This is a genomic window from Alphaproteobacteria bacterium LSUCC0396 (genome assembly GCA_041228345.1).
Classification (GTDB): domain Bacteria; phylum Pseudomonadota; class Alphaproteobacteria; order Puniceispirillales; family Puniceispirillaceae; genus UBA3439.
The window spans coordinates 182,612-207,611 of sequence record CP166131.1; the positions used below are offsets into that span (position 1 = coordinate 182,612).

General features: G+C 52.3%; 23 protein-coding genes and 2 tRNA genes. 16 read left to right on the forward strand and 9 right to left on the reverse strand.

Going from position 1 to position 25,000, the window contains the following annotated elements; all coding sequences use genetic code 11:
* Positions 1-612 (forward strand): bifunctional phosphoribosyl-AMP cyclohydrolase/phosphoribosyl-ATP diphosphatase HisIE, encoded by a 612-nt coding sequence (gene hisIE / locus AB8881_00920; GenBank protein ID XDZ63486.1) that lies wholly within the window; start codon positions 1-3, stop codon positions 610-612.
* Between the two features lie 50 nt (positions 613-662).
* Here hisIE and AB8881_00925 read toward each other — a convergent pair whose 3' ends face one another.
* The 7 genes from AB8881_00925 to AB8881_00955 all read right to left on the reverse strand — a co-directional run bounded on the left by AB8881_00925 (position 663) and on the right by AB8881_00955 (position 6,756).
* The gene (locus AB8881_00925; protein ID XDZ63487.1) at positions 663-818 is read right to left on the reverse strand and encodes a hypothetical protein; all 156 of its coding nucleotides are present in this window, start codon (positions 816-818) and stop codon (positions 663-665) included.
* Positions 819-1,253: 435 nt separating this feature from the next.
* Positions 1,254-1,328, reverse strand: a tRNA-Asn gene (locus tag AB8881_00930).
* A 120-nt stretch (positions 1,329-1,448) separates the two neighbouring features.
* A complete protein-coding gene (gene mnmH, locus AB8881_00935) occupies positions 1,449-2,513 on the reverse strand; it encodes a tRNA 2-selenouridine(34) synthase MnmH (GenBank protein XDZ63488.1) in 1,065 nt (354 codons plus the stop codon).
* Between the two features lie 62 nt (positions 2,514-2,575).
* A complete protein-coding gene (gene selD / locus AB8881_00940) occupies positions 2,576-4,915 on the reverse strand; it encodes a selenide, water dikinase SelD (protein ID XDZ63489.1) in 2,340 nt (779 codons plus the stop codon).
* Between the two features lie 45 nt (positions 4,916-4,960).
* The gene (locus AB8881_00945; GenBank protein XDZ63490.1) at positions 4,961-5,467 is read right to left on the reverse strand and encodes a flavin reductase family protein; all 507 of its coding nucleotides are present in this window, start codon (positions 5,465-5,467) and stop codon (positions 4,961-4,963) included.
* 125 nt (positions 5,468-5,592) lie between these two features.
* Positions 5,593-6,498 carry a DMT family transporter gene (locus tag AB8881_00950; protein XDZ63491.1) on the reverse strand — a complete coding sequence of 302 codons (906 nt, stop codon included), beginning with the start codon at positions 6,496-6,498 and terminating at the stop codon, positions 5,593-5,595.
* A gap of 184 nt (positions 6,499-6,682) precedes the next feature.
* A tRNA-Cys gene (locus tag AB8881_00955) sits at positions 6,683-6,756 on the reverse strand.
* A 167-nt stretch (positions 6,757-6,923) separates the two neighbouring features.
* On the opposite strand from AB8881_00955, the gene AB8881_00960 reads away from it, so the two are divergent.
* The 6 genes from AB8881_00960 to ilvD all read left to right on the forward strand — a co-directional run bounded on the left by AB8881_00960 (position 6,924) and on the right by ilvD (position 15,159).
* Positions 6,924-7,916: a prepilin-type N-terminal cleavage/methylation domain-containing protein gene (locus AB8881_00960; protein XDZ63492.1), complete on the forward strand. Its 993-nt coding sequence runs from the start codon at positions 6,924-6,926 to the stop codon at positions 7,914-7,916.
* Between the two features lie 103 nt (positions 7,917-8,019).
* Complete coding sequence (locus tag AB8881_00965) at positions 8,020-8,685, forward strand: protein-L-isoaspartate O-methyltransferase (GenBank protein ID XDZ63493.1); 666 nt, start codon at positions 8,020-8,022, stop codon at positions 8,683-8,685.
* A 21-nt stretch (positions 8,686-8,706) separates the two neighbouring features.
* A complete protein-coding gene (locus AB8881_00970) occupies positions 8,707-10,086 on the forward strand; it encodes a TolC family protein (GenBank protein ID XDZ63494.1) in 1,380 nt (459 codons plus the stop codon).
* Entirely contained in the window at positions 10,087-10,593 is a 507-nt protein-coding gene (locus AB8881_00975) for a hypothetical protein (GenBank protein ID XDZ63495.1), read from the forward strand.
* A gap of 114 nt (positions 10,594-10,707) precedes the next feature.
* Positions 10,708-13,365: a valine--tRNA ligase gene (locus AB8881_00980; protein XDZ63496.1), complete on the forward strand. Its 2,658-nt coding sequence runs from the start codon at positions 10,708-10,710 to the stop codon at positions 13,363-13,365.
* 63 nt (positions 13,366-13,428) lie between these two features.
* Complete coding sequence (gene ilvD / locus AB8881_00985; protein XDZ63497.1) at positions 13,429-15,159, forward strand: dihydroxy-acid dehydratase; 1,731 nt, start codon at positions 13,429-13,431, stop codon at positions 15,157-15,159.
* Positions 15,160-15,243: 84 nt separating this feature from the next.
* Here ilvD and xth read toward each other — a convergent pair whose 3' ends face one another.
* Together xth and AB8881_00995 are read right to left on the reverse strand one after the other, a co-directional pair.
* Positions 15,244-16,014 carry an exodeoxyribonuclease III gene (xth, locus tag AB8881_00990; GenBank protein XDZ64478.1) on the reverse strand — a complete coding sequence of 257 codons (771 nt, stop codon included), beginning with the start codon at positions 16,012-16,014 and terminating at the stop codon, positions 15,244-15,246.
* A 5-nt stretch (positions 16,015-16,019) separates the two neighbouring features.
* Positions 16,020-16,400 (reverse strand): HesB/IscA family protein, encoded by a 381-nt coding sequence (locus tag AB8881_00995; protein XDZ63498.1) that lies wholly within the window; start codon positions 16,398-16,400, stop codon positions 16,020-16,022.
* 335 nt (positions 16,401-16,735) lie between these two features.
* Here AB8881_00995 and AB8881_01000 point away from each other — a divergent pair, with 335 nt between their 5' ends.
* From AB8881_01000 to tatC, 9 genes are all read left to right on the forward strand, one after another.
* A complete protein-coding gene (locus AB8881_01000; GenBank protein XDZ63499.1) occupies positions 16,736-17,938 on the forward strand; it encodes a deoxyguanosinetriphosphate triphosphohydrolase in 1,203 nt (400 codons plus the stop codon).
* 34 nt (positions 17,939-17,972) lie between these two features.
* Positions 17,973-19,703: an arginine--tRNA ligase gene (gene argS, locus AB8881_01005; GenBank protein XDZ63500.1), complete on the forward strand. Its 1,731-nt coding sequence runs from the start codon at positions 17,973-17,975 to the stop codon at positions 19,701-19,703.
* An 8-nt stretch (positions 19,704-19,711) separates the two neighbouring features.
* Positions 19,712-20,590 (forward strand): SPOR domain-containing protein, encoded by an 879-nt coding sequence (locus tag AB8881_01010; GenBank protein ID XDZ63501.1) that lies wholly within the window; start codon positions 19,712-19,714, stop codon positions 20,588-20,590.
* 62 nt (positions 20,591-20,652) lie between these two features.
* Positions 20,653-21,435 carry a ScpA family protein gene (locus AB8881_01015; protein XDZ63502.1) on the forward strand — a complete coding sequence of 261 codons (783 nt, stop codon included), beginning with the start codon at positions 20,653-20,655 and terminating at the stop codon, positions 21,433-21,435.
* Between the two features lies 1 nt (position 21,436).
* On the forward strand, positions 21,437-22,126 hold the full coding sequence (scpB, locus tag AB8881_01020; protein XDZ63503.1) for an SMC-Scp complex subunit ScpB: 690 nt from the start codon (positions 21,437-21,439) through the stop codon (positions 22,124-22,126).
* On the forward strand, positions 22,119-23,168 hold the full coding sequence (locus AB8881_01025; protein XDZ63504.1) for an ABC transporter ATP-binding protein: 1,050 nt from the start codon (positions 22,119-22,121) through the stop codon (positions 23,166-23,168). Before scpB ends, AB8881_01025 begins: the two co-directional genes overlap by 8 nt.
* 177 nt (positions 23,169-23,345) lie before the next feature.
* Positions 23,346-23,642 carry a twin-arginine translocase TatA/TatE family subunit gene (gene tatA, locus AB8881_01030; protein XDZ64479.1) on the forward strand — a complete coding sequence of 99 codons (297 nt, stop codon included), beginning with the start codon at positions 23,346-23,348 and terminating at the stop codon, positions 23,640-23,642.
* Positions 23,643-23,658: 16 nt separating this feature from the next.
* The gene (gene tatB / locus AB8881_01035; protein ID XDZ63505.1) at positions 23,659-24,102 is read left to right on the forward strand and encodes a Sec-independent protein translocase protein TatB; all 444 of its coding nucleotides are present in this window, start codon (positions 23,659-23,661) and stop codon (positions 24,100-24,102) included.
* A gap of 6 nt (positions 24,103-24,108) precedes the next feature.
* Positions 24,109-24,930: a twin-arginine translocase subunit TatC gene (gene tatC / locus AB8881_01040; protein XDZ63506.1), complete on the forward strand. Its 822-nt coding sequence runs from the start codon at positions 24,109-24,111 to the stop codon at positions 24,928-24,930.
* The last annotated feature ends 70 nt before the right edge of the window (positions 24,931-25,000 follow it).

Consider the following 25,000-nt stretch of genomic DNA (forward strand, 5'->3'; position numbering starts at 1 on the left):
ATGCCAGATATAAATCTTAATCAAATTGACTGGGATAAGGGCGACGGGCTGGTACCAGCCATCATCCAGAACTCATCGAGCGGTCAGGTGCTTATGCTTGGCTATATGAATCGTAATGCGCTTGAGCAAACGCTGAGCAGCGGTAAGGTAACTTTTTTCAGCCGCTCAAAGAATCGGCTATGGACAAAGGGCGAGGCCTCTGGCAACTGGCTTGATTTCATCAGTGGTGAAATTGACTGCGATGCCGATACAATCCTCATTCAGGCGCGCCCGCAAGGCCCAGCTTGCCATACCGGCACAAGAACCTGCTTCAATGATTCCACGCCCAGCAATATAGTTTTTCTGGATAAATTAGCAGCGCTGATTGCCGAACGTCATAAGACCATGCCTCACGGCAGCTATACCACCAGCCTATTTACCGAGGGCAAGGCCCGCATCGCCCAGAAGGTCGGCGAAGAGGGGGTGGAACTGGCATTGGCACGAATGAAGGATGAAAGCAAAGAAATGGCGAATGAGGCGGCTGATTTGCTGTTCCATATGATGGTGTTGCTAGAAGATGCCGGCCTATCATTAGCCGATGCGGTAACGGTTTTAGAAGCGCGCCACAAATAGGCAGCAAACACACCGAAACGCACCAAGACACACCGAGACATAAAAAAAAATCACTTGGGTGGCGCAATGCAACGCCCAGAATTAACTGTGGCAAGCTCACCCTCCACATCCGCTCCGAATACAGACCCAAGTGGAAGTGCAAACAAAAAGACTGGCGCCGCATCACCGGTAGCAGCGTTATTTTGCTGTTTCGTAAGAGCGTTCATCTGAGCTTGCTTTTGCGCCAACATTGTTCTGGTTTCCGCGCAAGACAACCCCTTTTAATTGGCAGAGGGGACTGCAGTGGGTGCAACCGTGCTAGCCCTCGAAGTTAACAGTTGTGATGTCCGCATTTATTTTTTTTAGGCAATGGCTAAAAAGCGTTTTTTTATCGCTTGCCCTTTTTTGATCGTCAAAGATCAATCGCTTGCCCTAGTTAGACAAACGTCAAACACCAGCAAACCAATGATCACGCCCTGTCACAGCGGTATCAAGCGATAACAGAGGGTTGTGCGAGGGCTAAGGTTATGGTTGACCCAAATCAAGCGATGGACTTCACGCATAATCGCGTGACGAAATCGGCCCAGAGGGGCAAGCGATTAGATAGCTTTCATCCAGTGACGAAAACGTAGTTAAAGCACTGATTTTACGGAAGAAAGAAATGGCTCCCCGGGACGGATTCGAACCGCCGGCCAAGCGATTAACAGTCGCTTGCTCTACCGCTGAGCTACCGGGGAATAGTGCCTTGCCAAGCGTTATACAGAACAAAAATTGATATGCAAGCCTGTTTTCGAGCAAAATTACCCAGAGCCGGTCAAAACCGAAATCTACCTGCTAAAAATGGCTTTTTGTCCGCGCTAGCGAGAGTCGAGTTCAGCGAGCTTGCCGGCAAGCCGGTGGATATCGTCATCATCAAGCGCGGTTGCTGTGAGCGCTAGAATATCAGTCAGCGGCCTCGATGCAGTTGAGCGCGCATAGGACGGGTCATAATGCGTTTCGAGCAAGCTGCGAACAAAGCGGCTCCAGTCACCGGTCTTAATCATGTCCTGCCATTCGGCAAGGGTTGCCGCGCTATAGCGATGGCGAAGCCCCATAAGCAGTTCCATCACGTTTTCATGCTGTTCAATAATGTGATGATAATCGCGCTGCAGAAAGGCGATACGCGCGTCAATGGGGGCAACAAGGCTGACACGGCTTGCTTGCCGCATAGACGCCCATAGGGCAGCTGGAACGTGTATCTGGCCAATCTTGTTGCTTTCAGCCTCGATAAAAACTGGCCGTGCCGGATCAAATTTCAACATGACCGACAGCAAATGTGATTCAAACAGCCGCTGGGCAGGCTGCGGCGACCCCGGTTCGCTGCCAAGTAACGAGCCGCGATGATTGGCAAGTGCCTCAAGATCCAAGACCTGCATACCCATAGTTGCAGCTGCCCGTAAAATATGGGTTTTGGCGGTACCGGTTGCGCCCGATAACACAATCAGCCGAAACCGCGCTGGCACGTCATCCAGCTGATCCAAAACGGTCTTGCGATAGGCTTTGTAGCCCCCCTCAATGACTGTGCTGTGCCAGCCAATATCGCTGAAGATGCGCGCCATCGCACCGCTTCGCTGACCACCCCGCCAGCAATAGATCAGCGGCCGCCAATCACGGTCTTTCGTGGCAAGCTGGCTTTGCAGATGTGCGGCAATGTTTTTCGCCACAAGTGCCGCCCCGGCGCGTTTGGCCTCAAACGGGTTTACTTGTTTGTAGAGGGTGCCAATTTGCGCGCGCTCATCATCATCAAGCACCGGCAGATTAATCGCGCCCGGCATATGATCATCAGCAAATTCAGCTGGTGAACGCACGTCAATAATGCTGTCAAAACTGGCTTTTTTGATCACATCCAGATCGGCCGAAATGCGATTAATGGGTGTCGACATTTATTCGGCCTCACAGCAAAAAGAGATTATCTGGGTATATCGCATCATTTTGGCAAAGCCTCTCAATGATCGCTCGTTTGGGGCAATTTACCGGTTAACATGATGCCATCATGGCTGCATTCAAGCCTGCCAATAACCGCAGCGGCAATACCATCACCCCGCAATTCATCAATCAGCCTTGTTGCGGCGTCTAACCGGAAAACACCAAGCAAGCCACCACTGGTTTGCGGATCAAACAGGGTTTCAATATGCGCAGCAAAATATCTGGCAGCCGCATGATCAATCTGACGGGAATTCAAAACCACCGCCGCGCGGTTTTGATCATGCAGGCTTGACCTAATGCCAGACGATATCAGCGTTAGCGCACCATCAAGTACGGGCAGGGCGGAAAGGTCAATCATGCACCCCCTAGCCCCCACGCGAAGGCTTAGGTTCTGGGCGTGACGCGCCAACCCGAAACCAGTGATATCGGTCGCGCCAATAGCCCCTTTTTCAGCGAATTTCTGCGCAGCAATCATGTTTGATTTCGCCATCTGGGCGATCGCGGCATCGACCCATTCAGCTTTGGCAACGAGCTGCATCTGCCCCGCCATAATCACTCCGTTACCAATCGGTTTTGTTAGCACCAGAACAAGATCATCCAGACTGTCATCGCCGTGAGCGGCTTGAGCGGCTTTCGTGGCTTGCGCCGCTATCTTGGCCTGACAATATCCGGTGACGGAAAACCCGACCGATAGCGCACCGCCTTCACTGGTATGACCGCCATTTAGCCGGACCCCATCTTCGCTTAGCGCGCATAACCCGCCAGCAAGAATTTGCGTCAATTGATTGGTCTGGATCGTCAAACTGGCTTCGGGAAGGTTAATAATTGCCAGCGCCGAGGTTGGCGTTGCCAATGCTGCATAAAGATCACTCAACGCATGAACAGCGGCGATCCGGCCAAGCAAAAACGGATCAGAGACAATTTCCGACAAGACATCAACCGATTGCACCAGCTTGCTGCCAGCCGGCGGCGCATCCATCATCGCAGCATCGCTCTCAATCCCCTGATCTGGCATCAATGCACGCTCGGCACCCTGTGATATCGCTAAATTTACAGCATCTTCCAGCGCGGTCGCCAAAACTGCGTGACTAGCCTTGGCTGCACAGCCAAGACACCGCATGGCCGCATAGGCTGGATCATTGGCACGCGAGCCCGATCCGGCATCATCCTTGGCGTCTTGCTGGATATTTTGACCGCCATCAAGTCCTGCAAATGGCGCCGGCGCAGGCAAGGCGGGCATTGATAGATTCTGATATTTCGCCATAAACCGCCGGTCGATCCAGTATTTCAAGGCCAAAAACCAGTCCGCCTTAACGCCGAATTGCCCCCAAGATGCAATTGCGCCGCCATCAGCACAGCCAATGATGGCAAGGTAGCGTTTTTGCGCAGCCCATTTTTTCAACCTGCTCCCGTGCAGATATTTGCGCAAATTCTTGGCCAGAACCGGCCCGGCCCGTACCGCAAAAACACCTGCCTTTGGCCGCGGATCAGCCTCAATCGTCGCAATGTCACCAGCTGCAAAAATATAGGGGTGGCTTGTTGATTGCAGCGTTTGCCGAACCGCAAGGAAGCCATTTTTATCACGCGTAAGACTGGTCGAACTCAACCAGCGCGGCGGGCGCACTGCCGATACCAGAAACCCGGCGTCAAATTCCTCAAACTTATCACCAAAGTGCAAACGTCCAGCCTCGACGGTATCTACCTCACATCCCAGCCGAAGCCGAATATCAGCTTTATGCAACGCCGCAAGCATAAGCTGGCCAGCACGAGGCGACATTTGTGATAGCAATTTAAGCGAGCGGCTATAAAGCGTCATTTGCGGCACAACCCCATGGCTTTGCCAGCGTTTCCTGAGCGCCAAGGCCAATTCGCACCCAGCCGCGCCGCCGCCAATTACCGCAATCCGTTTTGGCAAGCCATCAGCGCGCAAACCATCAAAAGCCTGCTGGAATTTGGCAATCGGTTTTACCGGTATCAGATGATCAACGGCTCCCTTAATTGCGTCTAAATCAGGCTGTCCACCAATATTAATTGATAACAAATCAAAATGCAGCGGTGGCCGATCGTCAAAGAACAGCGTGCGACCATCAGCATCAATGCCGCTGCAGGGCGCCACAATCAGCCTGGCCCCGGCAAACTGGGCCAGATGGGCTAGGTCAATGTGCAAATCATCATCGTCCCACACACCTTCAACATAGGCCGGAAGCATACCGGAATAGGGCGTGCGTGTCGTTGAAGTCACAATCGTTAGCCGCAAACCCGGAACCGGATTCATCGCAAAGCTTTTGATTGCGGCGATTTGTGCATGGCCGCCACCAAGAAAGACCAGATCGGCCAAAATGGGAGGTTCGCGTTCCATCTTTAACGTGCTTTGGGCTCAACCGGCCTTTTCTGTTGCGTCGGGTTAACCACCGTCATACTGGCCAAGCTTGCCCTTATAAAAGGCCGCTGGCTTGCCATCAGACCGTTTGATTGACATGACTTCACCCACAAAAATAGTGTGATCACCACCATCATACTCCGCCCAAGGCCGGCATTCCAGACTTGCCAGAGATTGCGCCAAAAGCGGTTGTCCATAGGGGCCAAAATCCCAATCACAATTGGCAAATCGGTTGTTTTCAGCACCTGAAAAAACCTTGCATAGATCCAACTGATCTGCCGACAGGATATTTACCGCAAAACCGCCAGCGCGCTTGAACAACGCCAATCTCTCATTCCGGTTATCAAGTGACCACAGGATCAGCGGCGGCGTCAATGAAACCGAATTGAACGAATTTACCGTCAGACCATATGGAACATTGTCAGGCCCGGTCACGGTGACAATTGTAACCCCGGTTAAATATTGACCCATTGCCCCCCGCAATGCCGCGCTTGCCACAGATTGATCGCTGGAAATAGCAGGTTTTGTCATTAAGGCCTCACCATCGGAAAAAATAAACGGCAGTATCGCAACCCTTGGATTACCGAAAATCCGATCAAAACCGCAGAGTTTACCAAATACCGCTGATAGCTTCTAGCACGCCGAACCCAAGGTCGTCATCTAGGCTTGCGAAAGTTTCTGAAAATCGTCTTGATCTGGCGTTCCGATACCACTTCTGCAAGGACAACAGCCAGAAAAATCAGGATACAACCAAAAACCGCCAGCAGAACAAGCGTCTCGCCAAGTAACCACCAGCCAAAAAAAGCAGCAAATACAGACTCAAGTGACAGTATAAGGGCTGCCGCGGGGGCGGTGGTGTGACGCTGCGCCACAAGTTGGATGGTAAAGCCAAGCCCCACCGCGACAATGCCAGCAAAGGCGAGCTGGGGTAGCATCGGCAAAAAATCACCCGGTGCTGGCGCCTCAAGCGGCAACATCACCAATCCGGCGATGAGCGCAGTCACAATCGATTGCATTACTGACAGCTGAAACGGGGCATTTATTTTTGTCATTACTGACTGGATCAACAAGATATGTCCGGCCCAAAAGAACGCACCACCGACGATCAGCAAATCACCAAATTGCGCTGATAGACTAGACGTGCCAGATAGAAGGAAACTACCAACCAACGAGATAACGACAGCAGGCCAGATATTCATCGCCACATAACGGCGCAAAAAAACTGCTGCAATCAATGGCACTAGCGGCACATAAAGCGCTGTTAGAAACGCCGCATTGGCAACATTCGTGTAAATAAGTGCGGTTTGCTGAAGCCCGATTCCGCCAAACATAAAAAGACCCAGCCCAAAGGCGCCCCAACACAGCCTGCGATCCTTAACCATAGCCGACATGAGGCTGACCTTGCGCGCCTCCCAAATAGCCAACGGCACTAGCACCAGCGTGCCAATGACATAGCGGCCAAAGGTAAAGCCCATCGGCCCGATGGTTTCCATTCCAGTCTTTTGCGCAATAAACGTCGCGCCCCAAAACAGGGCCGCGCAGCACATAAGGACATTTGCCATCGTGCGCGACATTCCATCTCCAATCCAATTTCATTCAGCAAATAGGCCAAGACGCCGCGATCATATCATCACGCAATGGTGCCTGCACCAATGCGCCTGCACCCATGCGCCTGCAAAAGCACCCTTGCGTCTGCTGGGCAATCGCCCCGAACGGCAACTGCAATCCTAAACATAACAGAAAAAATGGAGGCCCGGACCGGAATTGAACCGATGTACACGGTTTTGCAAACCGCTGCATAACCACTCTGCCACCGGGCCGCAAGAAGGCTATGCGCCGGTGATATACGATGATTTTGATCAGGTCAACGATCTAAACTATCTGCATAGTCGAATCCGGTCGCAAAATTAGAAAGTTCTGATTCAAAAGTTAATGCTGATAATTTTACTGTGCTTTGAAAAACACAATCGACGCGAGATGCAGCCCCGTGACAAGACACCGACGCAACCAGTTTGATCGCCCTGTAGCAGCAGGATTTTCCCTTGTCGAATTGATGATCGCCATGACATTACTGGCATTGGTAAGCGTTGTTGGCCTTCAGATCATGCAGCTAAGTGAGACCAGCTTTACGCAAGGCAGAACCCAACTCAACATTCAGCAAAAAAATCAGGCGATCAGCGCCTTTATCAAAGATGACTTCAAAAATGAAACGCTTGGCGATCTGGCCTTTGACACAGGCACCGGCTTTCATTTTTATGATTTTTACAAAGCCACAAAATCTCCCTATGGGTACAGCGATGCGTTTACCGAAACAGCAAAGCTGCCAGACAGCAAATGCGGCCTCAAACCATATGTTGCAACGATCACGTCAGCCGAGGAACAAGATTTCATTCAGCAGAAAATGCATTACAGCAGCGTTCATAAGGGCTGGGAAAGTGGGTGGATTGGCGGCTCTGCCTCGCCGACAAATGGATGGGCATGGGATAGCGGGCCAGAGGCCGGGCAAAAGTTCTGGCAGGGCGGCCCGTTTGATTACGGAATACGAAAATCTGATGATGCCGAATTGCGCGTCACAAGTGTGGCACCTGAACAGGTTGATCCGCTTTATTCGACAGTGCCTGACCGCGTTGCGTTTCGCCGTAAAAAAAACGTCTGGTCAAATCCGCTCGATGAATTTCACTATAATAATTTTTCTTACGGGCTGTTGGGCAGTGACACTTGTAACGATCCAAAAAACCTCGGCTATTGCCAGCCACTGCAATCCAGATTTCAAACGCGCCTTGGGACGGTGGGCGGACCCGGGCAGGGGCTGTGGTTTGCGATGAGTGACAATCTCTATCCATGCCGCGGCAAATGGCTTTTCAGCATTTGCGGCCATTACTTCGAGTGGGGCGGGATGAGCAATGATCCCGACATTACAATCGCCAATCGCGTCGCAGTTGATGTTGCAACACACCGCGAATATTGTCAGCTTGAATAGCTATCATTCTAGCCGTATAACGGGGAGAGGACCTGCACGGCATTTCGGCAAATGCAGGAAAAAAAGATGACCCACCACAAAATCAACAATGAGTGACCACAAGATGAACCAGACCGCGTTTGAAACCGCCCGCAAAATGATGGTCGATTGTCAGATCCGCCCGTCAAAAGTTACCGACCAAAAGGTACTAGATGCGTTTTTGACAGTCCCCCGCGAGGCGTTTGTCGGCAAACATCAAAGAGCCGTTGCCTACATCGACGAAGACTTACCGCTACCGGGCGGGCGTATTTTGATGGAACCAATGGTTTTGGCCAGATTGATACAGGCGCTTGAGATCAGAGCTGGCGACAGTGTTCTGGTGGTTGGCGCCGGCAGTGGCTACGGCAGCGCCATCATCGCGCATCTTGCCGGATCGGTCATAGCCGTTGAGACCCGCGCACAGCTTGTTGAAAAGGCGCAAGAAATCCTTGTAAGCCACGGCGTTGACAATGCGGCTGTAATTAAGTCACGGCTTGTTGATGGCTATGCAGAAGAGGGGCCTTATGATCAAATTCTGGTTGAAGGCAGCGTTGAAATGATGCCCGAATCCCTGCTTCAACAGCTTGGCCCAAAAGGCAAGCTGGCGGCGGTATACCGTCCAGCCGACGCCCCAATTGGTGTGGCTAGTCTGTGGATGCGATCAGGCGGTAACTTTGTTCGCAAGCCACTTTTTGATGCTTGTGTGCCGAACCTCGATGAATTTAACAAAAAACCCGAATTTACCTTTTAAAAAAGATTGGTAAAACAAATCATGTCTATGCTGAAAATTCGCCAAAACATTACCGCCGCGCTTTTGTTTGGATGCATGGGAATGTCTGCATCGCCAGCAATCGCGATATCGCTTGAAGATACGCTTCGTGCCGGTTTGGAAAACTCAACCGCACTGGCAGCGGCGCGCCAAAGCTGGGTGGCCATGCGAGAAGCCATCGGGACCAACACAGCGACCAGTGATCTTACGGCCAGATTGACCGGCACCGGTACGGCTGGCGCAACCGATAGCAATGATGGTGCGGGGTATAAACAATCAAACTCGATAACAACTGGCGTTACCCTGTCTAAAAACCTCTATGATGGCGGCCAAACCAAAGAAAAAACGCTGCTTGCCCAGATTAATCTTGAGATGGCAACAGCAAATTATGCCAAAACCGAACAGGCTGTTATTCTTGGCACAATCGAGACTTATCTGAATGTCGTAAAAGCCCGCCGCGAGGTTGCGCTTCACGCGCAAAACCTAACCCGGTTAAAGGCGCATGTTGACGCATCGCGCATTCGCGTTGAAGCCGGCGCCGCAACACCAACGCGTCTGGCCGAGGCGCGGGCGCGGTATGCGCGGGCGCAATCTGATGAAATACTGGCGAAAACGCGATTGACCAATGCCGAAGATAGCTATCGCTCGTTAACTGGCAGAAACGCCGGTGACCTTGGCAAACCATCCATCAGCGGTGACCTGCCGACTGACCTGCTGGACGCTGAAACAAGGGCGCAGGCTGACCATCCGGACATTTTGTCAGCACGTGCTGCCGAGCGTGCCGCCAATCAGGCGTTTAACACGTTGCAGGCAGGGGTTCGGCCAACATTGGCCTTGAGCCTGTCCGCCAACACCAAAGCCGCAACAGGCACTTCGCAAGACAAGGACGAACTCGCGGCTCAGCTGGTGTTTTCATCACCATTATTGTCGACTAATGCAACACGTTCAACAGCCCGCAAAGTCGCTGCCAGCTACAGGCAGGCAAAGCTAGACCGAGCCGAGGCGACGCGAAAGGTCGGAGTTGGCGCGCGTGAAGCGTTTCGGAACTGGGAGGCAACTGCAATCCGGCTTGCGGCGGTTTCAACCGAGATTGAGGCCTTCCGCTTGGTCGCCAAAGGAATTGCCAGCGAGGCGCAGTTTGGACAAAAGACCACGCTTGATCTGCTTGATGCGGAAAAGGATGTGAATGACGCTGAATTGAGCCTTGTGACGGCCGAGCATAATCAATTGCTGGCTGCATTCCGTTTAAAGGCTGCGATCGGCGGCCTTACAGCTGAAAAGCTGGGCCTTGGCGACGTTCTTGGGGCATTATCCGATATGCCTGCGCCGCAAAACCCGTTTTACACGACATTCCCTTTCCAGCGCCGAACCACCACCGACTAGATGGCGGTTTTTAAGGGGTTATCCGGTATTTTTGCGACTGGGCCGACCTCTTGGGTGCTGCACCGCCGTGAACCGCGAGGGGTTGGTGTTTTACAGCTAGGTGATGTTGTTTGGCGCGCCCCTGACACTAGCGAGGGAAATAGGACTGCCAGTAAGACTGCCAGTAAAAACACGAGTGAAACCATAAGTAAAATTGGGGCTAATGGTTGTTTGCCGGACATTATCATCCTCGAGGATGTCGTGCTTAACCCCCGCGAAACGCATGAACCGGTTGAATGGCAAACCCTAAATGACCAAGAAAACCGTCTGGGAACCGGCAGCAAACAGCCAGCCACATCGCAAGATTATTCCAGCCCAGTGCGGCATGACGCGCTGAAATCACGCCTTCGCCGTAAGCTTCATGCACAAATTGACCGTTGGCTTGACGAGAATATAGCTAATTTGGTTGATGATGCGTTGCAAGCCACCTCACAAAGTCGTACAAAACCTGTCGATAAATCAAAATAAACTCTTCATTTAGGGGTGATCACTTTAGATGATTAAATAGGCGTTTTAACATGACGACTGACAGGCACTCCGCATTTTTGTCGTCCAACCAATGATAATGACCCATCTGGAACCATGACCGAGCCAACCTTAGCAAAGACCTATGACCCGAAATCCATCGAAGCGAACTGGTATGAAACATGGCTAGATAGCGGTCACTTTGCCTGCGCGCCTGACTCAAAGGCAACGCCCTACACGATTATGATGCCGCCGCCAAACGTGACTGGCAGCCTGCATATGGGGCATGCGCTGACCTTTACTTTGCAGGATTTGCTGATCCGGTATCATCGGATGGCTGGACGTGACACGTTATGGCAACCTGGCACCGACCATGCAGGCATTGCCACGCAGATGGTGGTCGAACGCCAGCTGGCTGCCCAAAACATTGCGCGCCGAGATCTTGGCCGTGACGCATTTATTGAAAAAATTTGGGAATGGAAGGCCGAGTCTGGCGGCATGATCCATAAACAGCTGCGCCGCCTTGGTGCGTCTGCCGATTGGCAGCGCGAACGTTTTACCATGGATGATGGCCTGTCGGCGGCTGTGATTAAAACATTTGTGCAAATGCATCGTGAAGGATTGATTTACCGCGACAAGCGTCTGGTCAATTGGGACCCGAAACTAATGACCGCGATTTCCGATCTCGAGGTCGAGCAGAATGAACAAAAAAGTTCAATGTGGCATCTTAAATACAAGATTGAAGGCACTGAAAACGAATATATTTCTATTGCTACAACGCGGCCTGAAACAATGCTTGGTGATGGCGCGGTCGCGGTTAATCCTGACGATGAGCGTTACCAGCATTTGATTGGCAAGATGGCAATTTTGCCATTGTCAAACCGGCCAATTCCGATTGTTGCTGATGAATATGCCAAAATGGACAAGGGCTCAGGCGCGGTGAAAATCACGCCGGCACATGATTTCAACGATTTTGAAGTTGGCCGCCGGCATGGCCTGCCGCTGATCAATTTGATGACGGCAACAGCATCAATGGAATCGATTCCCGAAATCCCGGAAAAATATCAGGGGCTTGATCGTTATGACGCCCGCCGCCAGATTTTGGCTGATCTAGACGCCCAAGGGCTTGTTGAACGCGAAGAGATCGTTGAAAACGTTGTTCCGCACGGCGATCGGTCCGGCGTTGTTATCGAGCCTTGGTTGATGGATCAATGGTATGTGAACGCTAAAGAACTCGCCAAACCGGCTATTAAAGCGGTTGAAGAGGGTCGCACCAAATTTGTTCCTGAACGCTGGAACAAGACCTATTTCGAATGGATGCGGAATATCCAGCCTTGGTGTATTTCGCGCCAGCTCTGGTGGGGGCACCGGATACCAGCATGGTATGGCCCTGACGGACAGGTGTTTGTCGAGGCGAATGAGGCCGATGCCATTGACGCCGCCGCCAAGCATTATGGCAAGACAGTCCCGTTAACCCGCGATGAAGATGTCTTGGATACATGGTTCTCAAGCGGGCTATGGCCGTTTTCAACCCTTGGCTGGCCAGATCAGACGGCAGAATTAAAGCGTTATTATCCGGGTGATGTTCTGGTCACCGGCTTTGATATCATCTTTTTCTGGGTTGCCCGCATGATGATGATGGGCATGCATTTCATGGATGGTGAAGTGCCGTTCCGCGAGGTTTATATCCACGCGCTGGTCCGCGATGAAAAGGGTCAGAAAATGTCCAAATCCAAGGGCAATGTTCTCGATCCGCTTGAGCTTATCGACCAATATGGTGCCGATTCCTTGCGCTTTACCTTGGCAGCAATGGCAGCGCAGGGACGTGACATCAAAATGTCGACAACGCGTCTGGAAGGCTATCGGAATTTTACCACGAAAATCTGGAATGCCTGCCGGTTTCTGCAAATGAACGGTTGCACCCGATCAGCCTCGATTGACCTTCGGACTGTAAACGAACCGATCAACAAATGGATTGTCTCCGAATATAGCGATGCCATTGAAAAGACCACCAAGGCCATCGAGCTGTACCGTTTTAATGAAGCGGCGGACGCGCTGTATCATTTTATCTGGAATTCCTATTGCAACTGGTACGTCGAGCTGATCAAGCCTAGTCTGAATGATGACAACGCCAGCGCTGCCGCCGAAACAAGGGCCACAGCCAGCACGATTTTGGCTGGAACCTTGCGTTTGCTGCATCCGTTTATGCCGTTCCTGACCGAAGAATTGAACCGTGAAATCTTTGCCAGTGACGATTTACTGATCGGTGCAAGCTGGCCCGCACCGCTTGGCGCAGATGAGGGCGATGCGGTCAGTGAATTGCGGTTTGTGATCCAACTCATTACCGAAATTCGTTATATCCGCGCTGAAATGAACGTTCCATTATCGGCCAAGCCGGTGCTAAATATCCGCGGTTGCACTGAACTTCAGCAGCGCGCAATTGACAACCAGCAGGCCGCCTTGCTGCGGCTTGCGCGCCTCGATGGCATCACAATCGTCGACAGCTTTGTCAACGGCAGCGCGCGCGGCAGTGTCGATGGAATGGAAATCGGTCTTCCGTTAGCCGATATTCTGGATTTGACTGCCGAAGCGGCACGCCTCAACAAAGAAATTGCCAGCGTTACTGGCGAAATTGAGAAAATAGCGAAAAAGCTCGACAATCCGGGCTTTATTGCGAAGGCTCCCGAAGATGTTGTGGCGGAAAACCGCCGGCGTCTTGACGAGGAAAATACACGCCTTAATGGCCTAACAGCTGCCTTGAAACGGCTTGGATAAGCCCAATACAGCGATCTGATAAGGCCGCGGATGCGGCCGGTGACTTTAAAGGAGAGTTTAAAAATGCCTGACAGCATCAAGCCTATCGACAAAAGCAATCTGCCAAGCCGCCATGTTTCGGTTGGCCCTGAAAAGGCGCCACACCGTTCATATTACTATGCAATGGGCATGACCGAAGAAGAGATCAACCAGCCGCTAGTTGGTGTTGTATCAACATGGAACGAGGCCGCACCTTGTAATATCGCATTGGCCCGACAGGCGCAGGCAGCGAAACGCGGTGTTCGTGAACATGCTGGCACGCCGCGCGAATTCACCACGATTACCGTTACCGACGGTATTGCGATGGGGCATGCGGGCATGAAGTCTTCGCTGGTCAGCCGTGAAGTTATCGCCGACTCGATTGAACTGACCGTGCGGGGACATTGTTATGATGCGATTGTAGGGCTGGCTGGCTGTGATAAATCATTGCCGGGTGTGATGATGGCAATGGCGCGGTTAAATGTGCCATCAGTTTTCATGTATGGCGGCTCGATCCTGCCGGGACGGTTCAAGGATAAAGACGTAACCGTTCAGGATGTGTTTGAAGCGGTTGGCGCGCACGCAGCCGGCAATATGTCTGACGAAGATTTGCATGAGCTGGAATGCGTTGCCTGTCCAAGCGCAGGGTCATGTGGCGGCCAGTTTACCGCGAACACAATGGCGTGTGTTTCTGAGGCGATTGGTCTTGCGATCCCCGGTTCAGCCGGTGCCCCAGCACCTTATGAGTCGCGTGATGAGTATGCCTATCATTCAGGCCGGATCGTCATGGATTTGGTGCGGGCGAATTTGCGGCCGCGTGACATCCTGACCCGCAAAGCCTTTGAAAATGCCGCCACCGTTGTGGCAGCATCGGGCGGATCAACCAATGCTGGCCTGCATTTGCCAGCGCTTGCCTCAGAATGTGGCATTGATTTTGACCTGCATGACGTTGCCGAGATTTTCAAGAAAACACCGTATATCGCTGATTTAAAACCCGGCGGGCGTTATGTTGCGCGCGATATGTACGAAATTGGCGGCGTACCGATTTTGATGAAAACCCTGCTTGATGGCGGTTTTCTGCATGGCGACTGCATCACCGTGACTGGTAAGACCATTGCCGAAAACCTAGCTGATGTGAAGTTCCCGACAAATCAGGATGTTGTCCGCACAACTGCAGATCCACTGTCGCCAACTGGCGGCGTTATTGGGCTTCGCGGCAATCTGGCTCCAGAAGGCGCAATTGTAAAAGTCGCCGGTATGAAAACCCTCAAATTCACCGGCAAGGCGCGATGCTTTGATTGTGAAGAAGATGCGTTTTCCGCGGTTGAACGCCGTGACTACCAAGAAGGCGACGTTCTGGTAATCCGCTATGAGGGCCCAAAAGGTGGCCCGGGAATGCGCGAAATGCTGGCAACGACCGCCGCACTTTATGGGCAGGGCGCTGGTGACACGGTCGCCCTGATCACAGATGGGCGTTTTTCGGGCGCAACACGCGGTTTTTGTGTCGGTCATGTCGGCCCAGAAGCAGCTGTTGGGGGGCCGATAGGCCTATTGCAGGATGGTGACACCATCACCATTGACGCCGAAACTGGTACGATCGAGGTCGATCTTGACGAGGCCGAACTTGCCAAGCGCCGCGCCGCATGGCAGCCGCGCGGAACCGACTATAATTCGGGGGCAATCTGGAAATATGCACAGACTGTAGGTTCTGCCGAAAAAGGCGCGTTGACGCATCCGGGCGGCAAAGCTGAAACCCATATGTATGCCGACATCTAAATCGTCGGGTGCATTTGAAAAAAAGCCGGGTCAGATTGATCCGGCTTTTTTATTTCAGGCGCAATTGATATGAGATACGAGGCATTAGGCGCGAAGCTGGCACCAGATAGGCGTATGGTCAGACGGTTTTTCCAACCCGCGCGGGGCACGATCAATGCCAACATCCTCAAGGCGATCAAGCGCCTCTGGCGAAAGCAGCAAATGATCAATCCTTACGCCGTGATCGCGCTGCCATGCGCCCGCCTGATAATCCCAGTAACTATAGAAAACCCCGCTGGGATTAAGGCTGCGCAGGGCGTCGGCATAGCCTTTGTGCAAGAGCTGGCGAAACGCCCCGCGGCTTTCCGGCAGGGTTAAGGCATCACCGGCCCATCCAGCCGGATCATAGCAGTCAATATCATCGGGAATAATGTTGAAATCGCCGCCAAGCACAACTGGCCTCTCATCGCCAAGCAATGTCATGGCACGCGCCTCAAGGCGCGCCATCCAGCCAAGCTTATAGTCAAATTTAGGGCCGGGGGCAGGGTTACCATTCGGCAGATAAATCGTTGCCACCCTCACGCCATTGATGGTTGCCTCCATATAGCGTGCCTGTTCATCCGCATTGTCGCCATCCAGCCCAATGACGACATCCTCAATGGGGAACCGGCTCGCAATTGCGACACCGTTATAGCTTTTCTGGCCATGAAAAGCGACGTGCCAGCCAAGGTCGGCAAAGGCTGAAACCGGAAAATTCACATCCTGCGATTTTGTTTCCTGAATTAACAAAACATCAGTGGTATCACCGGCCAACCAGCCAGTGACAATATCCAGCCGCGCCTTAATCGAATTCACATTCCAGCTAGCGATCCGCATTGCCGTTAAACAGAAAATGACGTGCCGCAACCGCATGATGCAGTTGCATTAGGATTGGTCACGGCAAAATATGACCCCATCAAATCCTGCACATAATCCAGTTCGGCATGGTCGATCAGTTCCAGCGACATATCGTCGACAACGACTTCTACCCCATATGCGTGAAAAACAATGTCATCATCGCTGCGGCTTTGATCAATGCTGAAATCATATTGAAAGCCCGAGCACCCACCGCCTAGCACGGCCACGCGGAAAAAGCTGCCGGCAGGCTCGCCCTCTAGCAATTGCGTAATCCGCCCTGCGGCAGCCTCACTAAGGCCAAACACACCCTGGTTTTGCGGTGCGGGTACGGCAGTATCAGTCGAAAAGTTATTTTGCTCGCTCATTGCTTTGCCTGCCTTTGACGGTCATTGGCTTGGACGGCAACCCTAGGGGGCTTGCGCGCTTTTACGCCACTATCCGAATATGGCCCCAGATCGCGCACAAATCAAGATCACATGCAGATCAGGATTACCCGATTAGCATCCGATGACGGGGTGGGCTGACCTGCGGAGTGATTGCGGTTTTTCTCGGCAACGCCTACAGTAAGCGCAGCGGATACAATAAACGCAGCGGATAGACGCGATGGTCGGAACTGGCATTAACGATCTTGGATTTGTTCGTGTCATCGTCTGGAAGAGTGAGCCAATCAAATGAACCAAATAGATGGGACAGGTGCCAATTGACCGAAATTGTTGAACATCGCGCCCTCCAGCCTTATGCCTGCCACGGCCCGGCAAGTCGCGGCCGCATGCTTGATGAGCAGGAACATAATTCCCCGACTAGCCGCACCCCATTTCAGCGTGACCGTGACCGCATTATCCATTCCGGTGCGTTTCGCCGCCTCAAGCACAAGACCCAAGTCTTTGTTTACCATGAAGGTGATTATTTTCGCACCCGTTTGACCCATTCGCTGGAGGTTGCGCAGATTGCACGATCAATGGCACGCGCGCTTGGCTTGAACGACGATCTAGCCGAGGCTGTCGCGCTTGCACATGATCTCGGCCATACGCCGTTTGGTCATGCGGGCGAAGATGCTCTTGACCGGTTAATGGCCGATCATGGTGGATTTGATCACAACGAACAGACTGTGCGCGTTCTCACCCAGCTGGAACAGCGTTATGCCGGTTTCAATGGCCTCAACCTGTCATGGGAAACTCTTGAGGGTGTCGTAAAGCATCACGGGGCTATCAAGGATCGCAGCAGCCTTCGGCCAGCGATTATCGCGGTGGATAAGGCGATGGATTTACAGCTGGAGGCTCACTCATCGGCCGAAGCGCAACTTGCTAATCTGGCTGATGACATTGCCTATCTATCGCATGATTTTGACGATGCGCTGCGTGCCGAGCTGTTTCATATTGATGATATCCGGTCTTTACCACAGGTCGGAAAGGCCCTTGCAGATATCGAATCCCGTCATGGCAAGCTAGAACTCGGCCGCGTAACGCACGAGCTGGTGCGCCGGCTTATATCGGTGTTTGTTGAGGATATGCTTGCTGTTTCCACCATTAACCTTGCCGCATTAAACGCCAAGACGGTGGATGATATTCGCGGTCACACCAAGCCGGTGATCGGCTTTTCCCCTGAAATGGCGGCAGACCTTGAGGGCTTACGAGCCTTCTTATTTAAAAATATGTGGCGGCATTACAAGGTGAACCGGATGACCAGTAAAGCAAAACGGGTGGTGACAGATCTGTTTGATTTGTTTATGTCCGAACCGAACACATTACCGAGTGATTGGCAGTTTTATGAAAATCAGCCTTTGAGTGACATGACAAGGACAGATCGGGCTCGTATTATCGCGGACTATATCGCCTCGATGACCGACCGATATGCCATTGTCGAGCATGAACGCCTGTTCGACCTCGGCCCCATTTTGCGATAATTCCCGCTTGCGGATAGAGAAAAGACCTGAATTGATGAATATTTTTTCCTGCTTTGAAGCCGAGTTTCAAACGATTATCAGCAATCTCGTCGCCACCAAACAAGTGGTGGCTGGTCTTGATACCAGCAGGGTTGTTTTTGAATTGCCGCGTGATGAAAGTCACGGCGATATCGCCACCAATGCCGCCATGGTTCTGGCAAAACAGGCAGGAAAATCACCGCGTGACCTCGCCAGCTTATTCGCTAGCGAGTTGGAAAAAATTGACGGGGTAATTGCGGTCGAAATCGCTGGGCCAGGCTTTTTGAACTTACGCATTGAAACACGTCTATGGACCCGCGAGATCGCCGATATTCTGGCAGCTGACCTGCACTACGGAAAAAGCGAAATCGGGGCTGGAAAGCCGGTCAATATTGAATTTGTCTCGGCCAACCCGACTGGCCCCTTACACGCCGCCCACGCCCGCGGTGCGGTGATTGGCGACGCCCTAGCAGGATTGATGGAATTTTGTGGCTGGAACGTCACACGCGAATATTACATCAATGATGCTGGCGGTCAGGTCGATGTGCTCGCACGCTCAACTTATCTGCGCTATTGCGAGGCGCTTGGCCACGATATTGGCGAAATTCCTGCCGGTCTTTACCCGGGGTTATATTTGCGCGAGGTTGGCGAGGCGCTTGCGGCACGTGATGGTGATTTGTATCTCGACAAAGCCGAGGATGAATGGATTGCAACGCTACGCAGCTTTGCCATCGACGCCATCATGACCGGGATCAAAACCGATCTGTTAGCGCTTGGCATTAAAATGGATCAATTCTCGTCTGAGCGCGCCTTGGTCAGCTCGGGTGCGGTACAACGCGCGATTGATAAGCTGCAGCAGGATGGCCATCTCTATCAGGGCGTTTTACAGCCGCCAAAAGGAAAAGAGCCTGAAGATTGGGAACCGCGCGAACAATTACTGTTTAAAGCCAGCGCCTTTGGTGATGACACCGACCGGCCGTTGCAAAAATCGGATGGCACGTGGACATATTTTGCTGCCGATGTGGCCTATCATCTCGACAAGCTGGATCGCACAAAAGGCCCGTTGATCAATATTTTTGGCGCTGATCACGGCGGCTATGTCAAACGCATGACCGCAGCCGTTGCCGCATTGTCCGGCCAGCAAGATATGCTCGATATCAAATTATGCCAGCTAGTCAATCTGCTTGATAATGGGCAACCGGTCAAAATGTCGAAACGTGCTGGCACCTTTGTCACGGTTGAAGATGTGATCGCGGCCGTTGGCGCCGATGTCATCCGGTTTATTATGCTGACCCGTCGCAATGACCAGACATTGGATTTTGATTTTGCAAAAGTTACCGAACAATCACGCGACAACCCGGTTTTCTATGTTCAATATGCACATGCTCGGGCTTGCTCGGTCATTCGCCAGTTCGAAAAAGACCAAGTCATTCCAGCAAGCGCAAATCTTGATCTGATTAGTGATCCGGCTGAATTGGCTGTTGTTAAAATGCTTGTTGGCTGGCCGAAACTAGTCGAATCTGCCGCAATGGCGCATGAGCCGCATCGTATTGCCTTCTACCTTGTTGATCTTGCTAGCCGGTTTCACTCATTGTGGAACGCCGGACGAGAGAACCCATCATTGCGCTTTATCTTGGATGATGATACGCCAACAACTGCAGCGCGCATGCATCTTGTTCAGGCAACAAGTTTCGTTATTCGGACAGGTTTAAATGTGCTATCCATTAAAGCCTTAGAGGAAATGTAGAGCGCGCGATGAGCGATCAAGATCAACAGGTGAGTGGCGTCAATTGGGGATGGTTCGCCGTTCTTGCCAGCATTGTCGTCGTTGTTGGCATGACCACCTATTTCATGCTGCCCGGTCTTATCTCAAAAACAGCGAGTGATGTAACCATTGTTAAGGCTGTTGATGGGCCGATCAAGGTCAAACCAGCCGAGCCGGGCGGCGAAAAAATTGATCATCAAGATTTGCTAGTTGTCGATATTCTAAAGGGCGGTAACAAATCAGACGCCCAAGTTGAGTCACTGCGCCCCGCCGCACCAAGCCCCGAGCCACCACCGGTCATTGAGACCAATCCAAATACCGAAATGCCCGCTGCGTCAGCAACGGCCGAGCCTAATCTGGCCATGCGCGCCGATCCGGCAACGCCTGTCACGCCGCAGCCGGATACAGAGCCAAAAAAATCATTGCCGAAGACCAAGCCGGTCAAGGCCGATACACCGAAAAAGCCAAATAGCGATGACCCGGCGCAAATAGCGGCAAAGCCAGAGCCAGCCGCAAAATCTGAGGCTAAGGCAACCAATCAGTCAAAGGCAGAAAAAGCCGCCATATCGAAAATCAAAAAACGCGTGATCGTCATTGAGGGCGAAACGCCGCTTTACATGATCCAGCTGGCCGCGTTTCGGAGTGCCGCTAAAGCCGATGAAATGGCAAAAATCCTGTCGGCTAAACACAAATCTCGACTGAGTGATGTCGAGCTTGAGACCATGCAGGTTGACACAGGCAGCAATGGTGTTTTTTACAGAATCGTAAGCGTGCCTTTGCCGCGCGCCGATGCGGATAAGATATGCGGCGTTTTGCGCCGGTCAGGCCAAGACTGTTTTCTGCGGAAATTCACCCAACCAAATCCCTGATTTACATAATAAAGATTGATCAATCTACGAACCAATTGTGAACTGGCATCATTACACTGATTATGACCGATTTCGAAGACAGCTTCAGCGACGATAAGGCACCGCAAGACCCGGCACAGCAATTGGCGTTATTCGTCAATCTTGACGGATTTGAAGGGCCGATTGATCTGTTGCTCACTCTGGCCCGCGACCAAAAGGTTGATCTCACCAAAATTGCCATTCTGCCATTGGCGGAACAATATCTGGCCTTTGTGAATGACGCGCGCGAACTCGATCTGGAAATTGCCGCTGATTATCTTGTCATGGCGGCATGGCTTGCTTATTTGAAATCTCGGCTGTTATTGCCTGACCCAGAGCCCGAGCAGGCTGAAGAAATGGTCGATATGGCAGACGCGCTGCGCTATCAGCTATTACGGCTTGAGGCAATGCAGCAAGCCGCCAAACGTATCTCCTCGCTTCCACGCCTTGGCCAGCAACGCTTTGCCCGCGGTGCCCCCGAACAGTTTGCAAGCACCAGCGAGGCCATTTGGACCGCAACATTGTATGATTTGCTGTCATGTTACGGCGATATCCGGTCGGCGGAAGATACCGAGACCTTGACCATCGCTGCGACGCGGCTATTTTCGGTCGAGGAGGCGGCTAAACGCCTGCGTAACCTGATCGGCAGCAGCCCAGACTGGACAGTTTTACAGCATTTTTTACCAGCCGGCCTGCAATCACCGATGGATTTACGCTCGGCAACAGCGTCTCATTTTGTCGCATCACTGGAATTGGCCCGCGAAGGCGTGCTAAGACTTCGGCAAGACACTCACTTTGCGCCGCTTTATATGAAAGTTAGAGACTAGAATGACCGTGCTGTCACCGCTACAAGATTGCGCCGCCACAATCGAGGCCCTGATCTTTGCTTCTGATCGGCCAGTCCGCGAGCGCGAACTCATCGTCCATTTACCAGAAAATATCGAGATCGCTAACGTTATCGCACTGGTTTCGGCACGTTATGACAGCACAAGCGGCATCGAGCTGTGCAAAGTCGGCGATGGCTGGGCATTTCGCACCAAAGCCGAAATTGCCGAACGGTTGAGCCAGCATAAACAAATCGAGCGCCCTTTATCGCGCGCCGCACTAGAAGTGCTGGCGATCATTGCCTACCACCAGCCGATTACCCGCGCTGAAATTGAAGAGATTCGCGGGATAAGCCTGTCAAAAGGCACGATGGATATCTTGCTTGAACTTGGCTGGATTAAACCACGCGGACGCCGCCGCACGCCGGGTCGCCCGTTGACTTGGGGAACCAGCCCAGCGTTTCTGGATCATTTTGGTCTTGGCGATATCACTGATTTACCGGGCATGGATGATTTAAAAGCCGCAGGCCTGCTTCGTAAGGGCCAGATCCTTGGCGCCTTAATGGATCACGCGCCGCAAACCGCAGAAAGTGACCATGACGAACATGATGATGAACTGGACGGCGAGCTGGACGGCGATTTCCTCGAAGATGGCTTGCTAGAGGCCGGATATGATGGAGAGCAGAATGCTTGAATTCGATCACATCCGTCACGCCTATAATGGCAGCTTGTCAGTGCGTGACGTCAGCTTTCATGTCGAGCCGGGCGAGGTGGTCTCGTTGCTTGGCCCGTCTGGTTGCGGTAAAACCACGCTATTACGTCTCGCAGCAGGGCTTGAGCAGCCGCAACATGGCAGTATCCGCCTGCATAACAACGTCATTTCCTCAGCTGATTTTGTGCAGCCACCCGAACAGCGTGGTATCGGCTATATGTTTCAAGATTATGCGCTGTTTCCGCATTTGACAGTTATCCAGAATGTTGTCTTCGGATTGACGGAAAAGGGCAGCGCGGCGACAAGGCGCGGCCTTGAAGTCCTGGGTGAGGTCGGTATCGACGGGCTTAGTGATATGTACCCGCATGAATTATCGGGCGGCCAGCAACAACGTGTTGCATTGGCACGCGCGTTAGCACCAAATCCTGCTGTCATTCTGCTGGATGAGCCTTATGCCGGCCTTGACAGCCGTCTCCGCGAGCGTATTCGTGACCAGATGCTACATGTCTTGAAAGCCTCAAATGCGGCCGCTTTGATGGTAACGCATGACGCCGAAGAGGCAATGTTCATGTCTGACCGGATTGTTGTTCTGCGCGATGGCCACGTCGTTCAGACAGGCCGGCCAGTTAACCTATATTGCCAGCCAAGCAGCGCTTTTGTTGCTGAGTTTTTTGGCGAGGTGAACCGGGTTGAAGGTGTTGTTGCCAAAGACAAGGTCATAACCCCGCTTGGTGAGTTTCGTGCACCAAAATCACTTAGCGATGGGAGCCCGGCCAGTGTCGTCATCCGGCATGAGGCGATGTTGATCGACGCGGGAAATGATGGCGTGGTTGGCGAGGTTATGGAGTCTCGTTTGCTTGGCCGTGCATCCCTTATTCATCTGTCAGTACCAACGGGGCGCGATGTATTGCACCTCCATGCGCGGATACCCGGGCTTAACTCGATCGAGGTTGGCAGTCAGGTTCGCGTCCGGGTCGATCCGGCGCAGGCGTTCGTGTTTGCTGCGGGGAATGGCGACGAATAATCCAATATTACCGAATGAACGCACGAAACGTCTGGTTTTTTTAGGTTATAGTCACTTTTCTGGGCAGGTTAGGCCAAGGACTTCTTGTCGACAGCCAAACCCCTGTCTATAGTGCGTTGATCTGGCGGCTGAGGTTTTACCATTGGCTGGAACGAATTAGAAATGAGGACCAAAACCATGTTTGGCGGTACATTCAGTATTTTACATTGGATCGTTGTTCTTGCCGTTGTTCTGTTGCTGTTCGGCGGCAGAGGCAAAGTATCAGCGATCATGGGCGATTTCGGCAAAGGCTTGCGCAACTTTAAAACGGGGCTAAAAGGGCCGGAAGAAGAAGCTGAAGAGGCGGAAGCTATCGAAGCTGCGCCAACGCCAGCCGCAAAAAAGCCGACTGCCAAAAAAGCAGCGCCGAAAAAAGCGGCTGCTAAAAAGGCCACAGCGAAAAAAGCATCTGCTAAAAAAGCCGCCAAGAAATAGGTGCTAGGAGCAGGTAATGCTTGATATTGGCGGCTGGGAGTTCTTGGTTGTTGCCTTTGTGCTGATCATGGTGGTCGGCCCAAAGGAATTACCGAAAATGCTCCGAGGTTTTACCCGGATTATCCGTCAAGTTCGGTCCATGGCGGCTGAATTTTCGCGCGGTATGCAGGACATGGCTGATGAAGCCGAGCTTGGGGATATCAAGGGCACGCTCGACGATGTTAAACGCGGCAACCTTGCAGGGGTCGCTGATGCCATCGACCCGGGCGGCCAGTTGAAAGACTCGGTTGAGGATCTGAAAAAATCCACGGCTGAAACTGGCCTTAAAGATGATGTTGGTGAAATCCGTGATCTGGCGGGGGCTACCGGCGACGGCATTGCTGAAAAGGTTAATGAAGCGCCGCCACATGACAAGGCCGCAAAAGACGAAACCTCCACGAAAAAGAAGACTGGGAGCTAGGCCGCGATGGCAGAGCAGGATGCAGATAATTCTGGGCAGAATGATGGCCGCATGACGCTCATTGGTCACCTGACCGAGTTGCGTAACCGGCTAGGCATCGCATTGGCTGCGTTTTTGGTGCTGTTTTTACTTAGCGTTGCACCTTTGCCCGGAACAACCAGCAACAGTATTGCCTATCAGGTGTTTGTATTCTTGCAAGCGCCGCTGGCCGAGATTCTTCAGGAAAAAGGCGGCGGTCGGATGATTTTCACCGCGCTGCATGAAGGGTTTTTCACCCAGATCAAGGTCGGTTTCTTCACCGCTTTATGCGTAACCTTTCCGATTATCAGCATGCAGTTGTGGAAATTCATTGCGCCCGGGCTATACAAGAATGAAAAACAGGCCTTTTTGCCGTTTTTGATCGCAACGCCGGTTCTGTTTACCCTAGGCGCGGCGATGGTTTATTACATCGTGACACCGATGGCGTGGAAATTCTTTGTCTCATTCGAGATGCTTGGGGATGGCACTGCCCTGCCGATCGAGCTTGAGCCCCGCATTAGTGAATATCTTTCATTAATGATGCGGTTGATCTTTGCGTTTGGTCTCGCGTTCGAATTGCCGGTAATCTTGCTATTGCTGGCACGTGCCGGTTTGGTAACGCATCAAGGGCTGGCCGAAAAGCGAAAGATCGCTATCGTTGTGGCCTTTGTTGTTGCCGCAATTTTGACACCACCCGACGTAATCTCACAGCTATTATTGGCTGTTCCGATCATTGTTTTGTACGAATTATCAATTTTGGGGGCACGGCTGATGAGCCCGCCACCAGACACCGAGTTCGATAATAGCTAGTTAACAGGTAACGCACTGCACGCCTAATAAGGCTGTGCCGATAAAACAGCGCCGATACAGGCAACGCCCA

Excerpts from the sequence above, each read along its gene's own strand:
- AB8881_01015 (XDZ63502.1), top strand. The coding sequence starts at position 20,653 with ATGACCGATTTCGAAGACAGCTTCAGCGACGATAAGGCACCGCAAGAC.
- hisIE (XDZ63486.1), top strand. The coding sequence starts at position 1 with ATGCCAGATATAAATCTTAATCAAATTGACTGGGATAAGGGCGACGGG.
- AB8881_00950 (XDZ63491.1), bottom strand. The coding sequence starts at position 6,498 with ATGGCAAATGTCCTTATGTGCTGCGCGGCCCTGTTTTGGGGCGCGACG.
- AB8881_00980 (XDZ63496.1), top strand. The coding sequence starts at position 10,708 with ATGACCGAGCCAACCTTAGCAAAGACCTATGACCCGAAATCCATCGAA.
- AB8881_00945 (XDZ63490.1), bottom strand. The coding sequence starts at position 5,467 with ATGACAAAACCTGCTATTTCCAGCGATCAATCTGTGGCAAGCGCGGCA.
- AB8881_00995 (XDZ63498.1), bottom strand. The coding sequence starts at position 16,400 with ATGAGCGAGCAAAATAACTTTTCGACTGATACTGCCGTACCCGCACCG.
- AB8881_00925 (XDZ63487.1), bottom strand. The coding sequence starts at position 818 with ATGAACGCTCTTACGAAACAGCAAAATAACGCTGCTACCGGTGATGCG.
- AB8881_00965 (XDZ63493.1), top strand. The coding sequence starts at position 8,020 with ATGAACCAGACCGCGTTTGAAACCGCCCGCAAAATGATGGTCGATTGT.
- scpB (XDZ63503.1), top strand. The coding sequence starts at position 21,437 with ATGACCGTGCTGTCACCGCTACAAGATTGCGCCGCCACAATCGAGGCC.
- AB8881_01010 (XDZ63501.1), top strand. The coding sequence starts at position 19,712 with ATGAGCGATCAAGATCAACAGGTGAGTGGCGTCAATTGGGGATGGTTC.
- ilvD (XDZ63497.1), top strand. The coding sequence starts at position 13,429 with ATGCCTGACAGCATCAAGCCTATCGACAAAAGCAATCTGCCAAGCCGC.
- xth (XDZ64478.1), bottom strand. The coding sequence starts at position 16,014 with ATGCGGATCGCTAGCTGGAATGTGAATTCGATTAAGGCGCGGCTGGAT.
- AB8881_01025 (XDZ63504.1), top strand. The coding sequence starts at position 22,119 with ATGCTTGAATTCGATCACATCCGTCACGCCTATAATGGCAGCTTGTCA.
- tatB (XDZ63505.1), top strand. The coding sequence starts at position 23,659 with ATGCTTGATATTGGCGGCTGGGAGTTCTTGGTTGTTGCCTTTGTGCTG.
- selD (XDZ63489.1), bottom strand. The coding sequence starts at position 4,915 with ATGGAACGCGAACCTCCCATTTTGGCCGATCTGGTCTTTCTTGGTGGC.
- tatA (XDZ64479.1), top strand. The coding sequence starts at position 23,346 with ATGTTTGGCGGTACATTCAGTATTTTACATTGGATCGTTGTTCTTGCC.
- argS (XDZ63500.1), top strand. The coding sequence starts at position 17,973 with ATGAATATTTTTTCCTGCTTTGAAGCCGAGTTTCAAACGATTATCAGC.
- tatC (XDZ63506.1), top strand. The coding sequence starts at position 24,109 with ATGGCAGAGCAGGATGCAGATAATTCTGGGCAGAATGATGGCCGCATG.
- AB8881_00975 (XDZ63495.1), top strand. The coding sequence starts at position 10,087 with ATGGCGGTTTTTAAGGGGTTATCCGGTATTTTTGCGACTGGGCCGACC.
- AB8881_00970 (XDZ63494.1), top strand. The coding sequence starts at position 8,707 with ATGTCTATGCTGAAAATTCGCCAAAACATTACCGCCGCGCTTTTGTTT.
- mnmH (XDZ63488.1), bottom strand. The coding sequence starts at position 2,513 with ATGTCGACACCCATTAATCGCATTTCGGCCGATCTGGATGTGATCAAA.